The 17,393-nt window shown below is 54.9% G+C and carries 21 protein-coding genes; 17 read left to right on the top strand and 4 right to left on the bottom strand.

The features are described from left to right. Positions 1–13 precede the first annotated feature (13 nt). From O2597_RS17360 to O2597_RS17350, 3 genes are all read left to right on the top strand, one after another. The gene (locus O2597_RS17360; protein ID WP_269526855.1) at positions 14–745 is read left to right on the top strand and encodes a hypothetical protein; all 732 of its coding nucleotides are present in this window, start codon (positions 14–16) and stop codon (positions 743–745) included. Between the two features lie 72 nt (positions 746–817). After that, a complete protein-coding gene (locus tag O2597_RS17355) occupies positions 818–1,252 on the top strand; it encodes a 3-hydroxyacyl-ACP dehydratase FabZ family protein (protein WP_269526854.1) in 435 nt (144 codons plus the stop codon). 181 nt (positions 1,253–1,433) lie between these two features. Then, positions 1,434–2,237, top strand: a complete 804-nt coding sequence (locus O2597_RS17350) for an enoyl-ACP reductase FabI (protein ID WP_269526853.1) — start codon at positions 1,434–1,436, stop codon at positions 2,235–2,237. A 9-nt stretch (positions 2,238–2,246) separates the two neighbouring features. Here the strand turns inward: O2597_RS17350 and O2597_RS17345 are convergent, their stop codons facing one another. Both O2597_RS17345 and O2597_RS17340 read right to left on the bottom strand, forming a co-directional pair. Beyond that, entirely contained in the window at positions 2,247–2,768 is a 522-nt protein-coding gene (locus O2597_RS17345) for a YegJ family protein (protein ID WP_269526852.1), read from the bottom strand. 124 nt (positions 2,769–2,892) lie between these two features. Beyond that, on the bottom strand, positions 2,893–3,177 hold the full coding sequence (locus tag O2597_RS17340) for a hypothetical protein (protein ID WP_269526850.1): 285 nt from the start codon (positions 3,175–3,177) through the stop codon (positions 2,893–2,895). A gap of 221 nt (positions 3,178–3,398) precedes the next feature. Here O2597_RS17340 and O2597_RS17335 point away from each other — a divergent pair, with 221 nt between their 5' ends. The 14 genes from O2597_RS17335 (at position 3,399) to O2597_RS17270 (ending at position 15,658) form a co-directional block, all read left to right on the top strand. Then, positions 3,399–4,439, top strand: coding sequence for a 3-oxoacyl-ACP synthase III (locus O2597_RS17335; RefSeq protein ID WP_269526848.1), 1,041 nt, complete (start codon positions 3,399–3,401; stop codon positions 4,437–4,439). Then, a complete protein-coding gene (locus O2597_RS17330) occupies positions 4,436–5,329 on the top strand; it encodes an alpha/beta fold hydrolase (RefSeq protein ID WP_269526847.1) in 894 nt (297 codons plus the stop codon). The genes O2597_RS17335 and O2597_RS17330 overlap by 4 nt, the downstream gene beginning before the upstream one ends. Positions 5,330–5,429: 100 nt before the next feature. Continuing rightward, positions 5,430–8,192, top strand: a complete 2,763-nt coding sequence (locus tag O2597_RS17325) for a response regulator (protein ID WP_269526846.1) — start codon at positions 5,430–5,432, stop codon at positions 8,190–8,192. A gap of 71 nt (positions 8,193–8,263) precedes the next feature. After that, complete coding sequence (locus O2597_RS17320; protein WP_269526845.1) at positions 8,264–8,746, top strand: Lrp/AsnC family transcriptional regulator; 483 nt, start codon at positions 8,264–8,266, stop codon at positions 8,744–8,746. Continuing rightward, on the top strand, positions 8,746–9,918 hold the full coding sequence (locus tag O2597_RS17315) for an aminotransferase class I/II-fold pyridoxal phosphate-dependent enzyme (RefSeq protein ID WP_269526843.1): 1,173 nt from the start codon (positions 8,746–8,748) through the stop codon (positions 9,916–9,918). Before O2597_RS17320 ends, O2597_RS17315 begins: the two co-directional genes overlap by 1 nt. 154 nt (positions 9,919–10,072) lie before the next feature. Further along, positions 10,073–11,620, top strand: coding sequence for a ribosome biogenesis GTPase Der (gene der, locus O2597_RS17310; protein WP_269526841.1), 1,548 nt, complete (start codon positions 10,073–10,075; stop codon positions 11,618–11,620). A 218-nt stretch (positions 11,621–11,838) separates the two neighbouring features. Continuing rightward, positions 11,839–12,243 carry a hypothetical protein gene (locus O2597_RS17305; RefSeq protein ID WP_269526839.1) on the top strand — a complete coding sequence of 135 codons (405 nt, stop codon included), beginning with the start codon at positions 11,839–11,841 and terminating at the stop codon, positions 12,241–12,243. A 65-nt stretch (positions 12,244–12,308) separates the two neighbouring features. Further along, positions 12,309–12,605 carry a hypothetical protein gene (locus tag O2597_RS17300; RefSeq protein ID WP_269526837.1) on the top strand — a complete coding sequence of 99 codons (297 nt, stop codon included), beginning with the start codon at positions 12,309–12,311 and terminating at the stop codon, positions 12,603–12,605. A 324-nt stretch (positions 12,606–12,929) separates the two neighbouring features. Then, on the top strand, positions 12,930–13,418 hold the full coding sequence (locus O2597_RS17295; protein WP_269526835.1) for a hypothetical protein: 489 nt from the start codon (positions 12,930–12,932) through the stop codon (positions 13,416–13,418). 60 nt (positions 13,419–13,478) lie between these two features. Then, positions 13,479–13,745, top strand: coding sequence for a hypothetical protein (locus tag O2597_RS17290; RefSeq protein ID WP_269526834.1), 267 nt, complete (start codon positions 13,479–13,481; stop codon positions 13,743–13,745). Positions 13,746–13,825: 80 nt separating this feature from the next. Beyond that, positions 13,826–14,278, top strand: coding sequence for a hypothetical protein (locus O2597_RS17285; RefSeq protein WP_269526833.1), 453 nt, complete (start codon positions 13,826–13,828; stop codon positions 14,276–14,278). Positions 14,279–14,382: 104 nt separating this feature from the next. After that, positions 14,383–14,874: a hypothetical protein gene (locus O2597_RS17280; RefSeq protein WP_269526832.1), complete on the top strand. Its 492-nt coding sequence runs from the start codon at positions 14,383–14,385 to the stop codon at positions 14,872–14,874. A gap of 71 nt (positions 14,875–14,945) precedes the next feature. Further along, positions 14,946–15,164, top strand: coding sequence for a hypothetical protein (locus O2597_RS17275; protein WP_269526831.1), 219 nt, complete (start codon positions 14,946–14,948; stop codon positions 15,162–15,164). Positions 15,165–15,295: 131 nt separating this feature from the next. Then, complete coding sequence (locus O2597_RS17270; RefSeq protein WP_269526829.1) at positions 15,296–15,658, top strand: hypothetical protein; 363 nt, start codon at positions 15,296–15,298, stop codon at positions 15,656–15,658. Between the two features lie 381 nt (positions 15,659–16,039). Here the strand turns inward: O2597_RS17270 and O2597_RS17265 are convergent, their stop codons facing one another. Together O2597_RS17265 and tadA are read right to left on the bottom strand one after the other, a co-directional pair. Beyond that, positions 16,040–16,669: a superoxide dismutase gene (locus O2597_RS17265; RefSeq protein WP_345783029.1), complete on the bottom strand. Its 630-nt coding sequence runs from the start codon at positions 16,667–16,669 to the stop codon at positions 16,040–16,042. Positions 16,670–16,811: 142 nt separating this feature from the next. Continuing rightward, a complete protein-coding gene (tadA, locus tag O2597_RS17260; RefSeq protein ID WP_269526825.1) occupies positions 16,812–17,336 on the bottom strand; it encodes a tRNA adenosine(34) deaminase TadA in 525 nt (174 codons plus the stop codon). Between the last annotated feature and the right edge of the window lie 57 nt (positions 17,337–17,393).

Here is a 17,393-nt window from a genome sequence, read left to right as displayed (position 1 = left end):
GTTATAGTGTATCGTGTTCACAAAAATTAAATTTTGCCTGTTCGTCGCCGTCCTCGCCTTCGCTTCCCTGTGTGGGGCCGAAAGCTACCAGGAGTACAAGAGTCCGGACGGGCGTAGTCTGACAGCGCGTCCGACGGGAGTCTACGGTGATAAGGTGACGCTAGAGTTCCGGGACGGCCGGACGATGAATGTCGATTTGAGTTTTTTCGCCGAGGAAGATGCCTCACGCTTGAAATCATGGGCGATCCAGTACCTGGCCAAAACCAATCAGCTCTTGGAAGTCACGGTCGACCGTAAGGACGATAAAATCAAGGAGTATAAAAAAGATGTGTCCTTGGTCGGTGGCGGCGTTGCCAAAGAGGCCATGGAGATCATCGAAATCGCAGGCTATTACGAGGTGGAACTGACGAACAAGAGCCAATTTGACCTGACGGGGGTCAAAGTCGAATACCGCATTTTCAGCGAGCAGGACAACCGCGCCAAGAAGGACCGGCATGATGTGACCTACTCGCGCAAAGGCGGAACGATTGAGTATCATTTACAATCCCAGGAGACTTTGGAAAAGAAAACCGAGGTAATCCCGTTGAAAGAAACCAAATTGGGCAAAGGGATCGTCTGGTCCGGAGGCGGCGATTTGGAATCCGAAGCAAAGATGATCGGGGTGTGGTTGCGCGTGTATGCTGCCGGCGAGATGGTCTTCGAATACTCCAAGCCCACGAATTTGTCCGAAGACGAGGACTGGTAGGCCACCTGCGAGAGGCGGCCCCTTGCTGCATTTTAGACGTGCATTCGTGGGCAACGCCAGTTCACTGCCCACATGGAAGAAATTCTCCGCACGATTCCGCACCGCCCTCCGTTTCTCTTCATCGACGAGATCGTCGAAGTCCGTGAAGACGGCGCCACCTGCAAGCGCACCATCCGCATGGAAGAGCCCCAGTTCGAGGGGCACTATCCGGGCAACCCGATCATGCCGGGGGTGCTGCTCTGTGAAGCCTGTTTCCAGACCGGTGCCATCTACCTGGCCAAGCAAATCGAGAAGGAAGGCCGCTCGCTCAAGGATGTGACCCCGGTGCTTTCGCGCATCAGTGATGCCCGCTTCAAGCAGATGGTGAAGCCGGGGGACGAAATCACGATCGAGGTGACGATGAAGGAAACGGTCAGCCGCTTCTTCTTCATGAAGGGCAAGGTGCTCAAGGGCGGGAAGCCGGCGATGACGATCGAGTTCGCCCTCGCCATGGTCGAGCCGGAGTGAATCGACCCCTCCGTCTGCGGCAAGCGCCGACACCTCCCCTAATCTAGGGGAGGAACTCTCTTATCACTTTTACCATTATTCCCCTCCTGGGGTAAGGCGGGGTGCCCGAAGGGCGGGGTGGTTCGCCCGATCGGAACAAAACTTCCAAAATCACACAATTTCGGCTAGAAGCTAGAGCACCATGAGTTTCCTTCAATTTGAGAATAAGCGCTTCCTTGTGATGGGGGTGGCCAACCGCAAGAGCGTGGCCTGGGCCATCACGAAGACGCTGGAGGAGCAGGGCGCTGAAGTGATCCACAGCGTCCGTTCGCCGGAGCGTCTGGAAAGCCTGAAAAAGTTGTTGGGGGACCGGAAGGCCTACATCTGTGATGTGGAATATCCCGAGCAGATCGAGGCGCTGGCGAAGGAGGTGGGGCAGGCGCATGGCCCGATTGACGGGATCGTGCACTCGATCGCGTTTGCCAACTACTCGGAGGGCTTCAAGCCCTTCCACGAGACGGTGCGGAAAGACTTCCTTCAGGCCACATCGATCTCCGCATTCTCGCTGGTCGAGGTGGCCAACGCCTTCAAGCCCTACCTGAGCCCGGATGCCTCGGTGGTGTCGATCGGCATCAGCTCGACGGATGTGACGGCGGAAAACTACGGCTACATGGCGCCGATCAAGGCGGCGCTGGAGACTTGTTCCTATAATCTGGCGAAGTCCTTTGGCGCGGATACGCGAGTACGCTTCAATACGGTGAATGCCGGGCCGCTGAAGACCAGCGCTTCGGCCGGCATCCCCGGTTACATCGAGAGCTACCTCTACGCCGAGAAGCTGACATTCCGGAAGCAGAACCTGAGCACCCAGGAAGTGGCGAACACGGCGGTCTTTCTGCTTAGTCCGGCTTCCAGCGGGATCAACGGTCAGGGCATCGTGGTGAACGCCGGGATGGACCGGAACTACTTTGACAAGGATGTGATCTCCGCCGCGATGCGCCCGGATTAAGAGAGGGGATTACTCGAAACGAAACGGAGATGCGGCATCATGTTCTTGTCGCTCCGCCGGGCTCATTCTGGAACGCAGAAGTTTGACTGTGTAGGCACCGCGCGCCTTGCCGTCCTCAACAAAAAGCCAATCGCTTACCTGTGAGTCTGGAAAGCTTACCAGATCACCCGGTTTGATGGATTTTAACCAGCCGGGTGTGCTTAGTAGAATTCCGCTTGTCGTGTTTCCCGTATGTTCAATGACATCGACCCACATGTGTTCGCCGCCTTCTTCTCCCGGGTCTGTGAAGTAAACTTTCAGCAGGCCGTTAAAGTCGTCGCCCGCTTTATCCCGCTCGGTCCAGAACAGGTCTAGGTTTTTTCGGGCCAGTTCCATCGTTTTGTTCATCTCCTCGTCGCCACTGCTGACCGGAATGATGTCATCGCGCTGATCGGAGCAAGCGCTGAGCAGCGTAAGGCATAGCACTAGGAGGAATCGAAAACGCACTGCTTTCATGGCAAGCATCGATGCCGAAGATAGGATTTTGTACAAGCGTAATATTGATTAGTAAATAGTGCCGTAAAATGCCTGTGAAGCCTGCCGTTTGAACGGGTTGACTTATTTCGACGGCTGTGATCCCGGCCTGGTATCCGTTTCGAGTCGATCCGGATCGCTCTTATTGGGATTTCGACTCCAAGCTCTCGAGGAAGGACCTTTCTGACAGAATCGCTTGATGAGTTGCGTAACAGCGCAAAGCAAAGAACAGGGCAATGGCGATGCCGAGGTAGAGCACACTTTGAGCGGCGAATGTCGGGTTGGTTCGGGCGGAGCTGCTTATCCCCAGAAATATGAAGAATCCACCCATTATGCCTGCCGTTAACGCAGCATGTAGGCGTATCCTGTGCAGCCGCTTCAACTCTTCTTGGGCATACTCAATATTCTGGGTCAGTTCATCTTTCATGGCTGTGTCGTATTCGTGCAGTTCGTGTGCCTGTGTCGGACCGATTCATGCGTCTTGTTTTGCTGAGCCGATGGATGGATTCGGTGAATACTTGGCTAGGTTGTGCAGTCGTTCGAGTCAATGCACTGGCTCATGGCAAGCGTAGTTCAGGTAATATCTTCGTCCGAGATTTCGAAAAAAGCTCGTATCCGGTAACCTGCATGCCGTATCCCTCCTAGTTCATGCTGTTTTCCAAGGTAGCTATCGAATCAATCGCCTATGCCCTGCCGGAGGAGGTTTGGACCTCGGCCGATGTGGAGGCAAAGCTTGCCGGTGTCTATGAGCGGCTGCGTTTGCCCGAAGGCCGGTTGGAGCTGATGACGGGCATCCGCGAGCGGCGTTTCTGGCCCAAAGGCACGCCCGCGTCCGTGGCTTCGGCCAAAGCCGGCGAAGCCGTGTTGGCCAAGAGTTCCTTTGGGCGTGAGTCCATGGACCTGTTGATCCACTCCGCGGTTTGCCGCGACCGCCTGGAGCCGGCGACGGCGTCTTATGTGCACGGCCTACTGGGCCTGTCCGGAGGCACGCAGATCTTTGACGTATCCAACGCCTGCCTTGGTTTCCTCAATGCCATGGTAGTGGCGGCGAGCATGATCGAATGCGGTCAAATCGAGCGCGCCTTGATCTGCTCCGGCGAGAACGGGCGTCCCCTGGTGGAGAATACCCTGGCGCAATTGCAGAATCCGGAACTGACCCGGAAGACGATCAAGCCGTATTTTGCGAACCTGACGATCGGGGCCGGTGCGGTGGCGGCCGTGCTGTGCCGCAAGGATCTTGCGCCGGGACCGCGTCCGTGCCTTCGTGCGGCGGTGGTGGAGACCGACACCTCGCACAACCAGCTCTGTCAGGGAGATTCGGCGGGAGATGCCTTGGAGATGCTGACTGATTCGGAAGAGCTGCTGGTGGCGGGGATCGGTGTGGCCCGTCGCGCCTGGGCCCGTTTTACCGATGCGACCGGTTGGACGGCGGAGACGCCGGACCGTGTGATTACCCACCAAGTGGGGAAGGCGCACACTCGCGAGCTTTTCAATGCCCTGGGCCTCGATCTGGCCAAGGATTTTACCACTTTCGAAACCCTGGGGAATGTGGGCTCGGTGTCCTGCCCGATCACCCTGGCGCGGGCGATGGAGGACGGGGCCTACCGGCCTGGCCAAAAGGCGGCCCTGCTCGGAATCGGAAGTGGACTGAGTAGCTTAATGTTGGCCTTGGATTGGCCGGAGTCATGATTCAATCACGCGCATCACAGTTACCGCCCGAAGTGCGGATGGAGTATCCTTTCGCCAGTAATACCCTCGTTTTGGAGGGCGGGTTGAGAATGCATTACATCGACGAAGGCTCCGGGCCGGTCGTGCTTATGCTTCACGGGAATCCGACTTGGTCCTTCTATTACCGGAACCTGGTCAAGCACCTCTCGGGGCTGGGATTCCGTTGTATCGTTCCGGACCATGTCGGCTGTGGGCTCTCGGACAAGCCGCAGGATTATAACTACACCTTGGAGCAACGGATTCAGGATGTGGAGCTCCTGATACACCGGCTTGGGTTGAAGACCTACAGCCTGGTGTTGCACGACTGGGGCGGTGCGATCGGATGTGGGGTGGCGACGAGGCGACCGCATGCGGTGGATAAAATCGTGCTGCTGAACACCGGGGCATTCCGTTCAAAGCGCATCCCGCTTCGGATCGCGGCGGTAAAGATCCCCTGGATCGGTGAAGCGGTGATCCGCGGGCTAAATGGTTTTGCCGGTCCGGCCGCGCGTATGTCGGTCCGGATACCCCTGAGTCCGGCGGTGCAGCGGGGCATGCTGTTCCCGTACCGAAGCTGGGCGGACCGTGTGGCGGTCTGGAACTTTGTCCGGGACATCCCGCTCCGGGAAAAGCACCGGTCCTACAAGACCCTGACGGAGATCGAGGTCAACCTGAAGAAGCTGGCCGACAAGCCGGTCTGTTTGGAGTGGGGGGCCTATGATTTCTGTTTCAACAAGCACTTCCGCCAGCGCTGGCAGGAAATCTTCCCCCAGGCCGAGTGCCACATCCATGATATCGCGGGGCACTACGTGCTGGAGGATGCGACAGACCGGGTCTGCAAGAATGTGGCAAGCTTTCTTCAAGAGTCATAAACTTGTAAGAATTTGTTAATGGCTTGCATCAGCTTGATGCGGTTTTGTAATACACCTTAGTTTTCTGGGGGTTACAGCCTATCTTCAAAAAACATCCACCGTGCTCGAAGCTGAGTCCATTTTAAAGCTTCCCTCTGCGTTTCCGTGGGGGCTCGCCCTTATTGATGTGGATAAGGGTTGTTTTCTCTGTGCGAATGCGCACCTGGCGCGACATTATTTTGACGGTGACGGCATCGGTGACGAAGTGGACCGGCGCTTCGGTTTTCCGGGGGGGCGGAGTTTTGAGGATATCGCCGGTCTGGCCCGTCGTCAGGGCAGTTGGACGGGGCGCGTGGTTCCGGTCAGCAACCAGTTCGGGATCGCCTCTGTCGAGGTCATGCTGCATCCCGACGAAGCGGACCCCGCGCGCATGTATTTCTACACATTGGAGCATCCTTCGATCGACGGGACCTTGCGATTCAGCAGTCGGAGCGAGATGCAACTGCTGCAGGTGCTGTTGGACAATACGTTGGAGTACGTCTTTTTCCGTGACCTCTCGGGGCGTTTGATCCTGACCAACCGGGCCTTCCGCCTCGCGGTGGGGGCGGATGCCTCCAGCATGGTGATCGGCCGTCAGTTGGAAGACTACATTACCACTGAAAGCGCGGAATGGGTGCAGGGCATCGACGACGCGATCCGTGGTACGGGACGTCCCATCGTCAACCGGGCGTCGCTTTTTGTTTTTAACAACGGGACGCAGCACTGGTTGCAGATGTCAACCGTGCCGGTTCGGGATTCGGAGGGGCTGATCATCGGTTCGGTCAGTGTGGCGCGTGACATCAGCGACTTGAAGCAAACGGAATCGGAACTGCGGGATGCGATCAAGCAGGCGGAAGACGCCAGCCGGGCGAAAGGCGAGTTTCTGGCGGCGATGAGCCATGAGATCCGCACACCGATCAACGGGATCGTCGGGGCCTCGGAATTGTGCCAGGAGACACGTCTGGATCCGGAGCAGCGGGGGTACATCGATACCGTGATGCAGTGCAGCAATACGCTGTTGGCGTTGGTCAATGACGTGCTGGACTTTTCCAAGATCGAGGCCGGGCAGCTCAATCTGGAGATGCTTTCCTTCAGTCCCTCCAGCCTGATTGAGGAAGTGTCCGAGGAATTTGCGCAGACCGCACGGCGGAAGGGCTTGGAGTTGATTGTGGCGTATGATTCCGAATTGCCGCGTTACCTGATCGGGGATCCGACGCGGGTGAAGCAGATCCTTTATAATCTGGTCGGCAATGCGGTGAAGTTTACGGAGAGCGGCGAGATTGTGATCCGCGCGGTGACACTGGAGCGCGGGGAGCAAGTTGCGCAGATGCGGTTTTCGGTGAGTGATACGGGCATCGGGATCCCCGAGGGACGGCGGGACGCGATATTCAAGAGTTTCACGCAGGCGGACATGACGACGACCCGGAAGTACGGAGGTACCGGCCTGGGGCTTACGATCTGCCGCGAACTGGCGAACCTGATGAACGGGGAGATTACGGTGGAAAGCCAGCTGGGGAAGGGCTCGATCTTCTCGCTAACCTTGCCCTTGGAGCTTGCGGTCCATGCCGGGGCCGATGCGATCCCGTACAATCCGGAACTGGCCGGCTTGCACGTGTTGATCGTCGATGACAACGAGACCAACCGTGAGATTTACCAGAAGGTCTGCGCCGGATGGGGCTATCGCAGTGCGGTGGCCTCCGAGGGGGTGGAAGCCTTGACCTTGCTGCAGGACTCGGCCGAGCGGGGGGATCCCTTCAAGCTGGTCATTTTGGACCAACAAATGCCGGGCTTGACCGGCCTCGATGTGGCCAGCCTAATCGTGACCCGCGAAGAGATCAAGGACACGCGGCTGCTGTTACTTTCCTCTTCGCTCAACCGCACCGAGATCGAGCGGGCGGAGAAGATCGGGATTGCCCGTGCCTTATCGAAGCCGGTGAAGCGCTCCACGCTCTTGGAAGTGATTCTCGAGACCTTCGGGGTGCATGGTGACGAAGACTTTGACCTGCCGCCGGTGGCGGAGCCCGTCGATGCTCCCGTGTTGGACCTTCCGTCGGGCGGGCTGCACATCCTTCTGGCCGAGGACAACCCGGTGAACCAGAAGATTGCGACCCGGCGGCTCGAAAAAATGGGCCATTCGGTGGTAGTGGTGACGAACGGAGCGCTTGCCCTCGAAGCCGTGCAGACCCGGCGCTACGACTGTATCCTGATGGATATCCAGATGCCGGAGATGGATGGCTATGAGGCCACCCGCCGGATCCGTGAGTTCGAATCGGCTGAGGGGCTTTCCTACACCTTCATTGTGGCCATGACGGCGCATGCGATGAAGGGGGATGCGGAAAAGTGCCTGAATGCGGGCATGGACGACTATCTGCCGAAGCCTTTCCGGGTGGAAGCCTTGAAGGAAATTCTCGACCGCGTGCTGGCCCGGAAGCTACGGATTGATGCCAGCGCGCAGGACGGCCGGATCGATGCGAGGGAGGACGAGGGCTTCCGCGAGCGCTACCAGCGCATGGGGGCGGAGGCGCGCGAAGACATCCTGGAAAGTTTGCCGATTTTACAGGAGAGCCTGCCGCAGGATATCTACAAGCTGGAGTGCGGACTGAAAGCGAAGGATTTGTCGCAGGTCGCGTTCATGGCCCATACGATGAAGGGGGTTGCCGGAATCTTCGGAGCCCGCGGCATTATCGAACTGGGGGACAGTTTGGAGCAGGCCTGCAAGGCGGAAGATTGGGACTCGGTGAAGGCGCAGTCGGAGCGCATGATGGCGGACCTCCACGCCTTGGTCGAGGAGGTGGAGCAAGTGCTGGATGAGGATGCGACTGAGTTGAGCGAGGCCGGGTGCTAGCGGTTTTCGGGTCAGAAGTTCTGATTTTGCATTTTGCTTTTTCCTGAAGATGCGCTCTAACTGGGCCGCTTATGAGTTCCGTTCTACAACTAATCCTGGAAGGTGAACGCCTCGACAACGCCCAGATGGCACAGATCCTGAATCTGTCCGAGGCGGAGGTCGTGGCTGAATTAGAGCGCCTTCAAGCCGAGAAGATCCTTCTCGGCTGGCGCCCCGTGCTCAATCCAGAGCGCGCGCTTGGAGAAGTCGTACGAGCGGTGATCGAAGTCCGCATCAGCCCGGAGCGTGATGGGGGCTTTGACCGTCTGGCTGCCCGGATCAGCCGTTTCGACGCGGTGGAATCGTGCTATCTGATGTCGGGTTCCTACGACCTCCTGATCTTTGCCGTGGGCAAAGACTTGCGTGCGGTGGCGAGCTTCGTCTCGGAGCGTCTGGCCAGCGTGGAAGGGGTCCTGTCTACCGCCACACATTTCATGCTCCGTGCCTACAAAGAGCAGGGGCACCTCCTTCTTTCACCCACAGAGAGCGGCGATAAGCCCGCCGTCAGTCCGTAATGAGTGATCAAGGTCAACGTTTTGTGGCAGACCACGTGGTTGGTTTGCCTCGTTCCGGTATTCGCGATTTCTTCGCCATCGTGGCCGCCATGCCGCAGGCCATTTCGCTGGGGATCGGGGAGCCGGATTTTGTCACGCCCTGGCATATCCGTGAAGCGGCCATGTTCGCCCTGGAGAAGGGCAAGACCAGCTACACGGACAACAAGGGCTTGATCCGCCTGCGCCGTGAGATCTCCACTTATGTGGAGAATCATTTCGCGCTGAGCTATCACCCTGAGCAGGAAATCATCGTGACGGTCGGTGTGTCCGAAGCGCTCGATATTATCCTGCGTGCGGTGCTGAATCCGGGGGACAAGGTGCTCTACCACGAGCCCTGCTACGTGTCCTACAGTCCGAGCATCAAATTGGCGCATGCCGTTCCGATCGCGGTCGAAACTTCCGCCAATGATGAGTTCGGCATCGATCCGGACAAGGTGGCTGCCGCTTGGGAACCCGGCTGCAAGGTGCTGATCCTGAACTTCCCGACCAATCCGACGGGCGGGGTAACGGAGCGTGCCAAGCTGGAGAAGCTGGCCAAGTTTGCGGTGGAAAAGGACCTGCTCGTGCTCAGTGACGAGATCTATTCCGAACTCACTTTCGAAGGCGAGCATACCAGTATCGCGACCCTCCCCGGGATGAAGGAGCGCACTGTCTTCCTGCACGGATTCTCCAAGGCCTTTGCCATGACCGGATTCCGGATCGGCTATGCCTGCGGTCCGGCTCCGCTCATCGAGGCCATGATGAAGATCCACCAGTACAGCATGCTCTGCGCGCCGATCCTCTCGCAGGAGGCTGCCATCGAAGCCTTGAAAAATGGTGGTCCTGCAGTGGCCAAGATGAAAGAGGCCTACCAGCGTCGGCGTGACTTGATTGTTCGCCGCTTCAACGAGGTCGGCCTGAAGTGCCACTTGCCCAAGGGGTCTTTCTACGCCTTCCCCTCGATTGAAGCATCCGGCTTGAGCTCGATGGAGTTTTGCCAGCAATTGCTCAAGGAACAGGAGGTCGCGATTGTGCCCGGCACGGCCTTCGGTGCCTGCGGTGCCGGTTTCGCCCGCGCCAGTTTCTCCACCAGTTACGAACGCATCCTCGAGGCCACCAACCGCATCGAGCGATTCATGGAGAATTTTGCTTAGGCAAAATTCTCCATGAACGTCGAACATCCAACTTCGGAGATTGAAGATCGAATGAGGATGGGTTCGACCTCTCGCCTAAACTATCTATCTTGTCTAACTTGAGCATCGCATTCGATGTTCGACGTCGGACGTTCAATGTTCAAAGTTCTCTCCCGTGATCGATCCCTCCAGAACCGTGGCCCTCGTCGGCCGTCCCAATGTGGGCAAGAGCCGTCTCTTTAACCGGCTTTGTGGCCGGCGCATGTCCATCGTCCACGATATGCCGGGTGTGACGCGCGACCTGATTTCCACCGAGGTGAATGACGACTTCGTGCTGTTGGATACCGGCGGGATCGGGATGGAGCTGGAAATGACGCCTAAGAAGATCGCGACCGCGGCGGAGGACCAGGTGGAGTTTGCCATCCAGGCTGCCAAGGTCATTCTCTTTGTGGTCGACGTGCGTAACGGGGTGACTCCGCTTGACGAGATGGTGGCCGAAAAGCTGCGCCGCTATGGCAAGCATGTGATTCTGGTGGCCAACAAGGTGGACAGCGAGGCCGAGGAAGACGCGGCCGACGAGTTCAACCGTTTCGGCCTGGGCGCGCCGGTCAAGGTCTCGGCCGAGCATGGTCGCGGGATCAGTGATCTGAATGAGGCGATCGAGGCAAAGCTGGGCCCGAAGCCGGAAGGTTCGGAAAGCGACAAGCAGAAGCGGATCCGGATCGCGCTGGTCGGCCGTCCCAATGTGGGGAAGTCCTCCATGGGGAACGCGCTCCTGGCGTCCACCCGTTTGATTGTTTCGGATGTGCCGGGCACGACCCGTGACTCGGTCGAGCTCGATCTTGACTACAAGCATCGTGACGGCGAGCTGCTCAAGTTCCGCTTGGCGGACACCGCGGGCCTGCGCATGAAGCGAAAGGTCGACAGTCCGGTCGAATATTTCTCCACCGTCCGGACCCAGCATTCGATCGAAAACTCGGATGTGGTCTTTCTCGTGATCGATGCCGCGGATGGCGTGACCAAGCAGGACCAGGCCCTCGCCGGACAGATCCTGGATGCCGGGCGTGCCCTGGTCGTGGTGGTCAACAAGTGGGATAAGATCCAGGAGATGTGGGAAGCCGAACCCGTGGCCGGCTACAAGAACCTGAAGCATTTCCTCACCTCGTATGAGGAGTCGCTGCGCAAGGAGATGTTTTTCCTGCCGGATCCGCCGGTGTTGTTTGTCTCGGCCAAGACCGGTTTTAAAGTCGAAAGTCTGCTGGAACGGGCCGCTTCGATCGAGGCCACCCTCGATATGAAACTGTCCACCGGCAGGCTGAACCGTGTGATCCAGGATATGTTCGAGGCGCGCTCACCCAAGCTGGTCGGCACTAAGCGCTTCAAGGTTTTCTATGCCGTGCAGACCGGTTCGCGCCCGCTCAGTATTCGCCTGTTCTGTAATCGTAAGGAACGGCTGGATCCGACTTACCGCCGTTATCTCGAAAAGGGACTGATCCACGAGTTCCGCCTCGGCGGCTGCCCGGTTCGATTTGATCTGGAAGGCAAAGCCAGACGCTACGCCGAGGATGAGGGTGAAACCCCTGCGCCGCGCCTCAGCCGCCAGACCCAGGATAAGATCCGTGAAAAGAAACAGGGCGACAAGGCCTTCGAAAAGAAGCATCCCGAGCGCCGCAAGGCGATCACGCAGAAGAAAGCCGCCCACAATAAGGGGAAGAAGCGCTAGGCGTTGTGGGGTGAATGTTGGTTCGATTTTGCTTCGAAATCAAACTTGAGCAAACGGTCATTTAGGTAGGATTATTGCGTTGCAGCCTGCCCGCATGCTCACTAGAAGCGTGAAACTACGAACAACGTGTTTGCAACGCAGCAAAGATGTCGTGCTAAACCGTGTTCGTAAGTTTACTATGTGTGACCTATAATACTGTTCAGCACTGAGAAAGCAAAATGGAATTCATCGTCATACCCGCCATAGTTATCGGTATCATTGGCATGTGGTTCCTCTTGATGAAAAGTGAAAGCTACAAGCAAAGAGCGATTGGCGGAGTGATCTTCTTGGGGCTGATCTTGTTAATCCTTGATACTTATCGTCTAGCAGGGAGTTCGTATCGAACAGACTTCTACGACTCAGCACTCAATGGCATCGCTGAAATGATTGAAAAAGGAAGAGGCAAGGAAGTCGTTGAGCCCATTTATAGGTTTCAAGAGAAGAGTGAGCGCGATACTCGATCATCATTCCCGAATGTTGCCGAGTTGGCGTCCACAATCAGCAGACTAAACAGAGCTGAACCAGTCGACACAGACAACCCAGTTAACCCGCCCGAAAATTCTAAAAACCAACTGGACGATTAAGCCGTCAGGCTGGTTGTCTGGTCTCGACGTTCGCTAAAAATGAAATGAATCCTTTCTCAAAACTGATGAAAAAGAAACCAAAGGAAACTTGGTATCCGATTCCGTTTGAAGAAGGCGTCACATACAGGGTGAACCAAACCATCCTCGGAGACTTCGATAAAATAAAAGAAGGAACAGAACTCACATATGTGAGCACAGGTTTTTCGAGATATGACGGTTACATTGGATTCTTTTTCAAAGATTCAGAAGGAGTTGATAGAAGATGGGATATTGATGAATCATGGGACCCCATCGAGCGATCCAAAGGTCTTTTTACACCCTTAACCTCAAAGAGCGAACCAGGCGCAGGTGGCAACGGCTAAAGCCGCGCCACTGCTCATCGATATGTGAAAGCGAATGAATCTTACAACCGCTTGCGCTAGAGATTGGGAGTTTGGGAGGCAAGTATATGCCGTATCTGAGTTCATCTCCCCAACCTCGCCCGAAGGGCCCTCTAGCGTCAGCGGTTGTGACCCAAAAAAGGAATGAGGTGAAGGGAAAGCACTTGTCGGATTCAGTCTCACTTGGCACTTTGGAATCCATATCCAGACGGAGCTGGACAACCCCATTTACGCCGCCCGGCATTCGACAACCACCACTAATCCAAAATTCACAGGCTGGGTTTCCAGTCCTCACCGTTCTCAGAAATGAAAGCACTCCTTTCCATTCTACTTCTATTCGCGATGACGAACACAACAACCGCAGTCCCAGATTCCCTAAAAAAGAAAAGCGAAGTCGACCTTGTTTCGATTACACTCGAAGTCGAAAGCGAGGCTTGGTTGTTCATTCTTCTAGCAAGAGACGGAACAATAAACCGAATGGGCGATGGAGCGAATTCACCCAAAAAAGAATCAGTCTACATTGGCATAACAGAAGAAAAGTTGTTTGAAGCCTTCATGGAGAATGTAGACGAGCAGATGCTCTCACACCCAGGCGCATACGACCATAAAGAGAAAGAAGGAAAGGCATGTAGCGTGAAGATCATCTTTTCTGATCAGAATGAAGAAAAGAAATCTGGTTTCTATTTTGGATATGGATCGGACTCAGCTGGACCACCTCAGCCAATCCCAAGCTTAATCATGAAAGCAATAGAGATTACAGACCCTTGGCACCAAGAGCAGAAAAACAAAGAGTGAGAACCAGACAGGATAGGCAACGCCTTTGGCGCGCCTACCTTTGACGTTCTGCGAAGGAAAATGAAACTCATCGAAGCACTAAACGAAATCAATTCTCGGGATAATTATGAAGACCTGATGACCATCTACTCGAAAAGAGAATGGAATGAAGACTCCGAAACAATCATTGTCCTTCAACCTGAAGATGGGAACATCGAACCAATCGATGGGCACAGCTATTTCCTTGAAGTATTTATCGTCAAGGAATGGCTTGAAGAATTGAGTGAAAAAGAAGTGAGCAAAGCGACGTGTGACAGAATAATCCAATATGCGATCAACGATGCATAAGCAAACCGAAGGCAGAACAAGGCGGTGGTCTCAATTCCTTTCGCGCTCCGCGCTTCAGTCTTGAGACACCTCAACGTTAAATGAAGGAAATTGAACCAAACTTTCATGCACTAATTGGAGGCTTCATTCATCAATGCGGCGCTATCGAGTTACTCATAAATGCAGCGATTAAGAATTATTGCCCTGAAGAAATACTAGTGACGGAGGTCGTTAAATTACCCCTATTTAAGCGACTAAACATTCTGAAAAGAGCGCTGAAAGAACGAACTGAAATTGAGCACCCGAAAATTGATTTACTCTTTAAAGATTTAGACGAATTACGCCTCGAAAGAAATAAAGTGGCCCACAACCCCATACTATTATCTAGTCTTGGTGAAACCGAAGGTGGTGAGATCCATGTAGTCCGCTTCAAGTCTGATTGCTCTAATGATGAGCGCATTAACAAAGAGCGAATGCATGAACTAGCTTGCGCTAGTGGTGCTGCACTACGCCGCTTAAGTGAACTCATCCCTTACGAAAAAAGAAATATCTAACCAGTAGGCACAGGGCAACCCATGTAACCCGCCCGAAAATCCGAGAATCACTAGAACCACTAATCCGTCAGGCTGGGTGCCTGGCCTCGACGTTATCAAAGAAAATGAATTTCAAATCCATCGCACTTACACTTACTATGGTGCTGCAAAGCGCGATTTTTGCTGAAAGCCCATTCGAACCTTTTGAGCCTAGGGCACCATCTCCCTACAAAATCGACACCGTTGTAAAAGTGACCATCAACCTAGGGCAAGAAACTGCAGGGTATGTTGATGGAATAGGCTTAGTCATCATAAAACCCAAGCAAGTTCAACTAGATCTTGCCGGTGCAAGACGTCTACTCGGCGAACTGAAAGAAATAAAGAAGGACAGAACCTTAGATCCATTCTTCCCCATCGATCCAGTTGGTAGTCCCTACATGTGCTGGGTGAACGTCATGGACATGGAAAACGAAATAATCGATGGATTCCCAGTTTACACGCACTCCAAAGAACGCACTCCAATCCTTCACCATTTTGTAGTAAAATATGAACCAGACTTAGAAGAGTCCTACAAAGAACGACTCAAAAAGTTCATGGCTCCAATAGAACAGGAATGATAACCAGTCAGGATAGACAAGATCGAGGCTGCGCCCCGATCTGTCTACCTTCGACGATGGAAGAATAAAAAATGGAAAATACAACCAACACGGTCTTCAACAATTTTGGCAATTTTATGATCATTGCTCAGCTGATTAATTTGCTTATCATCGGAGCTATAGTCTGGGGTGTCATCCATTTCTGGCAGAAGATCTCAAAATGGAATAATGAAAGAAATCAAATCCTTCACAGTATGGCAGTCGAACTTGCCGAAATTAAAAGAGAGATGAAGAGCAATCGAGGCCTTTAAGATCACCGAAGCACTCAGGAGTCCATCCAGACGACACAGACAACCCATTTAACCCGCCCCGAAATTCTAAAAAGCAACTGGACGATTAAGCTCTCAGGCTGGTTGTCTGGTCTCATCGTTGGAGAAAGAGAATGAACAAAAGAAGCCTTATCGCTTTATCCTTAGTGATGCACTTCCTGCTTTTCTTCACTGGCGGAATCACCATCGAGAAAACGATACCAATCATGATGGTGGGAGAATCTGGAAATGCGTCAGATGAAGATAATAAGGAAGGCGCAAGGGACTTGATGGCTGTTCTGAAAGCGAGTCAGATCGAGTCTTCTAAAGAGAATGGCACCCCTGTGCTCGTCCAGTCCATGCACCAGTTTGGCGATAACACATATGTTGTGCGGTATAATTTCATGGTTATAACGCTAGTCCTTGTCTCCGCGATCTACCACTTCTACTCACTGAGAAAACTAAAATTCCAACAAGAGGAGGTGAGCAACGGCTGAAGCCGCCGCTCACTCCATACGTTGGCTGAAAAATGAACGTGGGGTTTACCACTCGCCTTTAACCTGACCTGCTTTGCCCTCGCTGGATATCTCAAGTTCCTCAGAGAATAAAGAGAACTGAATGAAGTCTGCTCATTCCGTCAGGGCTGCACTCGAGTGGGACCCCTCCGGTCCGGCTGAGTCGCCGGACCACCTCCCCTGCAAGCAGAGGAGGAATCTGTGTGTCTGCTTCGTCCCCCATCGCAAAGCCTAGGCATCCACTTCTATAGGAAGTCGTTTCTTCTCGAAAATCGCCTATGAACCATAAAAAAGCCGCCCCGTTTCAGGGACGGCTTGTATGAAATCAATTGGTAGAAATCGCTATCGCGCTTTCTCTACAATTTAGGCCTTGGCCTTCTTGTAGTTTTCTTCGGCTGCGTTCCAGTCGACCACATTCCAGAATGCCTCGATGTACTTCGGGCGAAGGTTCTGGTACTTCAGGTAGTAGGCGTGTTCCCAGACATCGAGACCGATGACAGGAGTACCTTCGACTTCGGCGATGCCCTTCATCAGCGGGCTGTCTTGATTCGGTGTGGAAGTGACGGCGAGTGTACCGTCTGCCTTGACTACGAGCCAGGCCCAACCGGAACCGAAGCGGGTGGCGCCTGCCTTGGCGAAAGCTTCCTTGAAGGCATCGAAGCCACCGAGTTCGGCGTCGATCGCCGCGGCCAGTTCGCCGACGGGGGCACCGCCGCCGTCCGGGCTGAGGATGGTCCAGAAGAACTTGTGGTTGGCATGGCCGCCACCGTTGTTGCGGACGGCACCGCGCTTGGCTTCGGGCACGACCGACAGGTCGGAAATGAGGTCGCAGACGCACTTGTCTTCGAGGCCGGTGCCTTCGAGCGCAGCGTTTACATTGGTGATGTAAGCGTTGTGGTGCTTGCTATGGTGGATCTCCATCGTGCGCGCATCGATGTGCGGTTCGAGCGCATCGTATGCGTAGGATAGTGAGGGGAGTTCGTATGCCATGATAGTTAATATATGATTATGTTGGTGAGAGAGTAAGCCAGTAATGTGAGACGGACTGTCCCGTCTGTCAAATGGGGGATGAGGTTGTTATTTGAAAGTTGCTCGTTGTTTGTTCCCGCAACGCGCAACCCGCAAGGTCCCACTCTCAACCCTCGAGCTTCTTATCCTTATTCGCCTGCCGCTTCATTTCGAAGAAGGCCTTGAGCAATTCATGGTTGAGCTCCTGCAGAATGCCGCCGGTCGATTCGAACTTGTGATTGCTTTCGGGCAGGGCGCCGAGGTCGACGGCGCCGCCGACGCAGCCCATCTTCGGATCGGGCAGGCCATAGTAGACCTTGCCGATGCGGGCGATGACGAGTGCGCCGGAGCACATGGGGCAGGGTTCCTTGGTCACATAGAGGGTACACTCGTTCAGGCGCCAGTCGCCGATCGCATTGGCGGCTTGTGAGATGGCGATGATTTCGGCGTGTGCCGTGGGGTCGTTGGTGCTGCGCGACTGGTTGTGGCCGGTCGCGATGATTCGGCCCTGATGCTCGATGACCGCGCCGATCGGGACCTCATCCTTTTTCCAGGCCTCGATTGCCTCGTTGTAGGCATGCGTCATGTAGTATGCCTCGTTGCGGTTGAGCTCGGAGGGAAAGATCTTTTCGAATGGGCAAGGCAAGTTCATGCGGGAGGAGATACGGGATGCGGGATACGGGATAGACAAATCCCCGGTGGGCGACAC

Origin of the sequence: Coraliomargarita parva (assembly GCF_027257905.1) — a bacterium.
GTDB classification, from domain to species: domain Bacteria; phylum Verrucomicrobiota; class Verrucomicrobiia; order Opitutales; family Coraliomargaritaceae; genus Coraliomargarita_A; species Coraliomargarita_A parva.
This window is presented reverse-complemented; position numbering and strand designations above follow the sequence as displayed.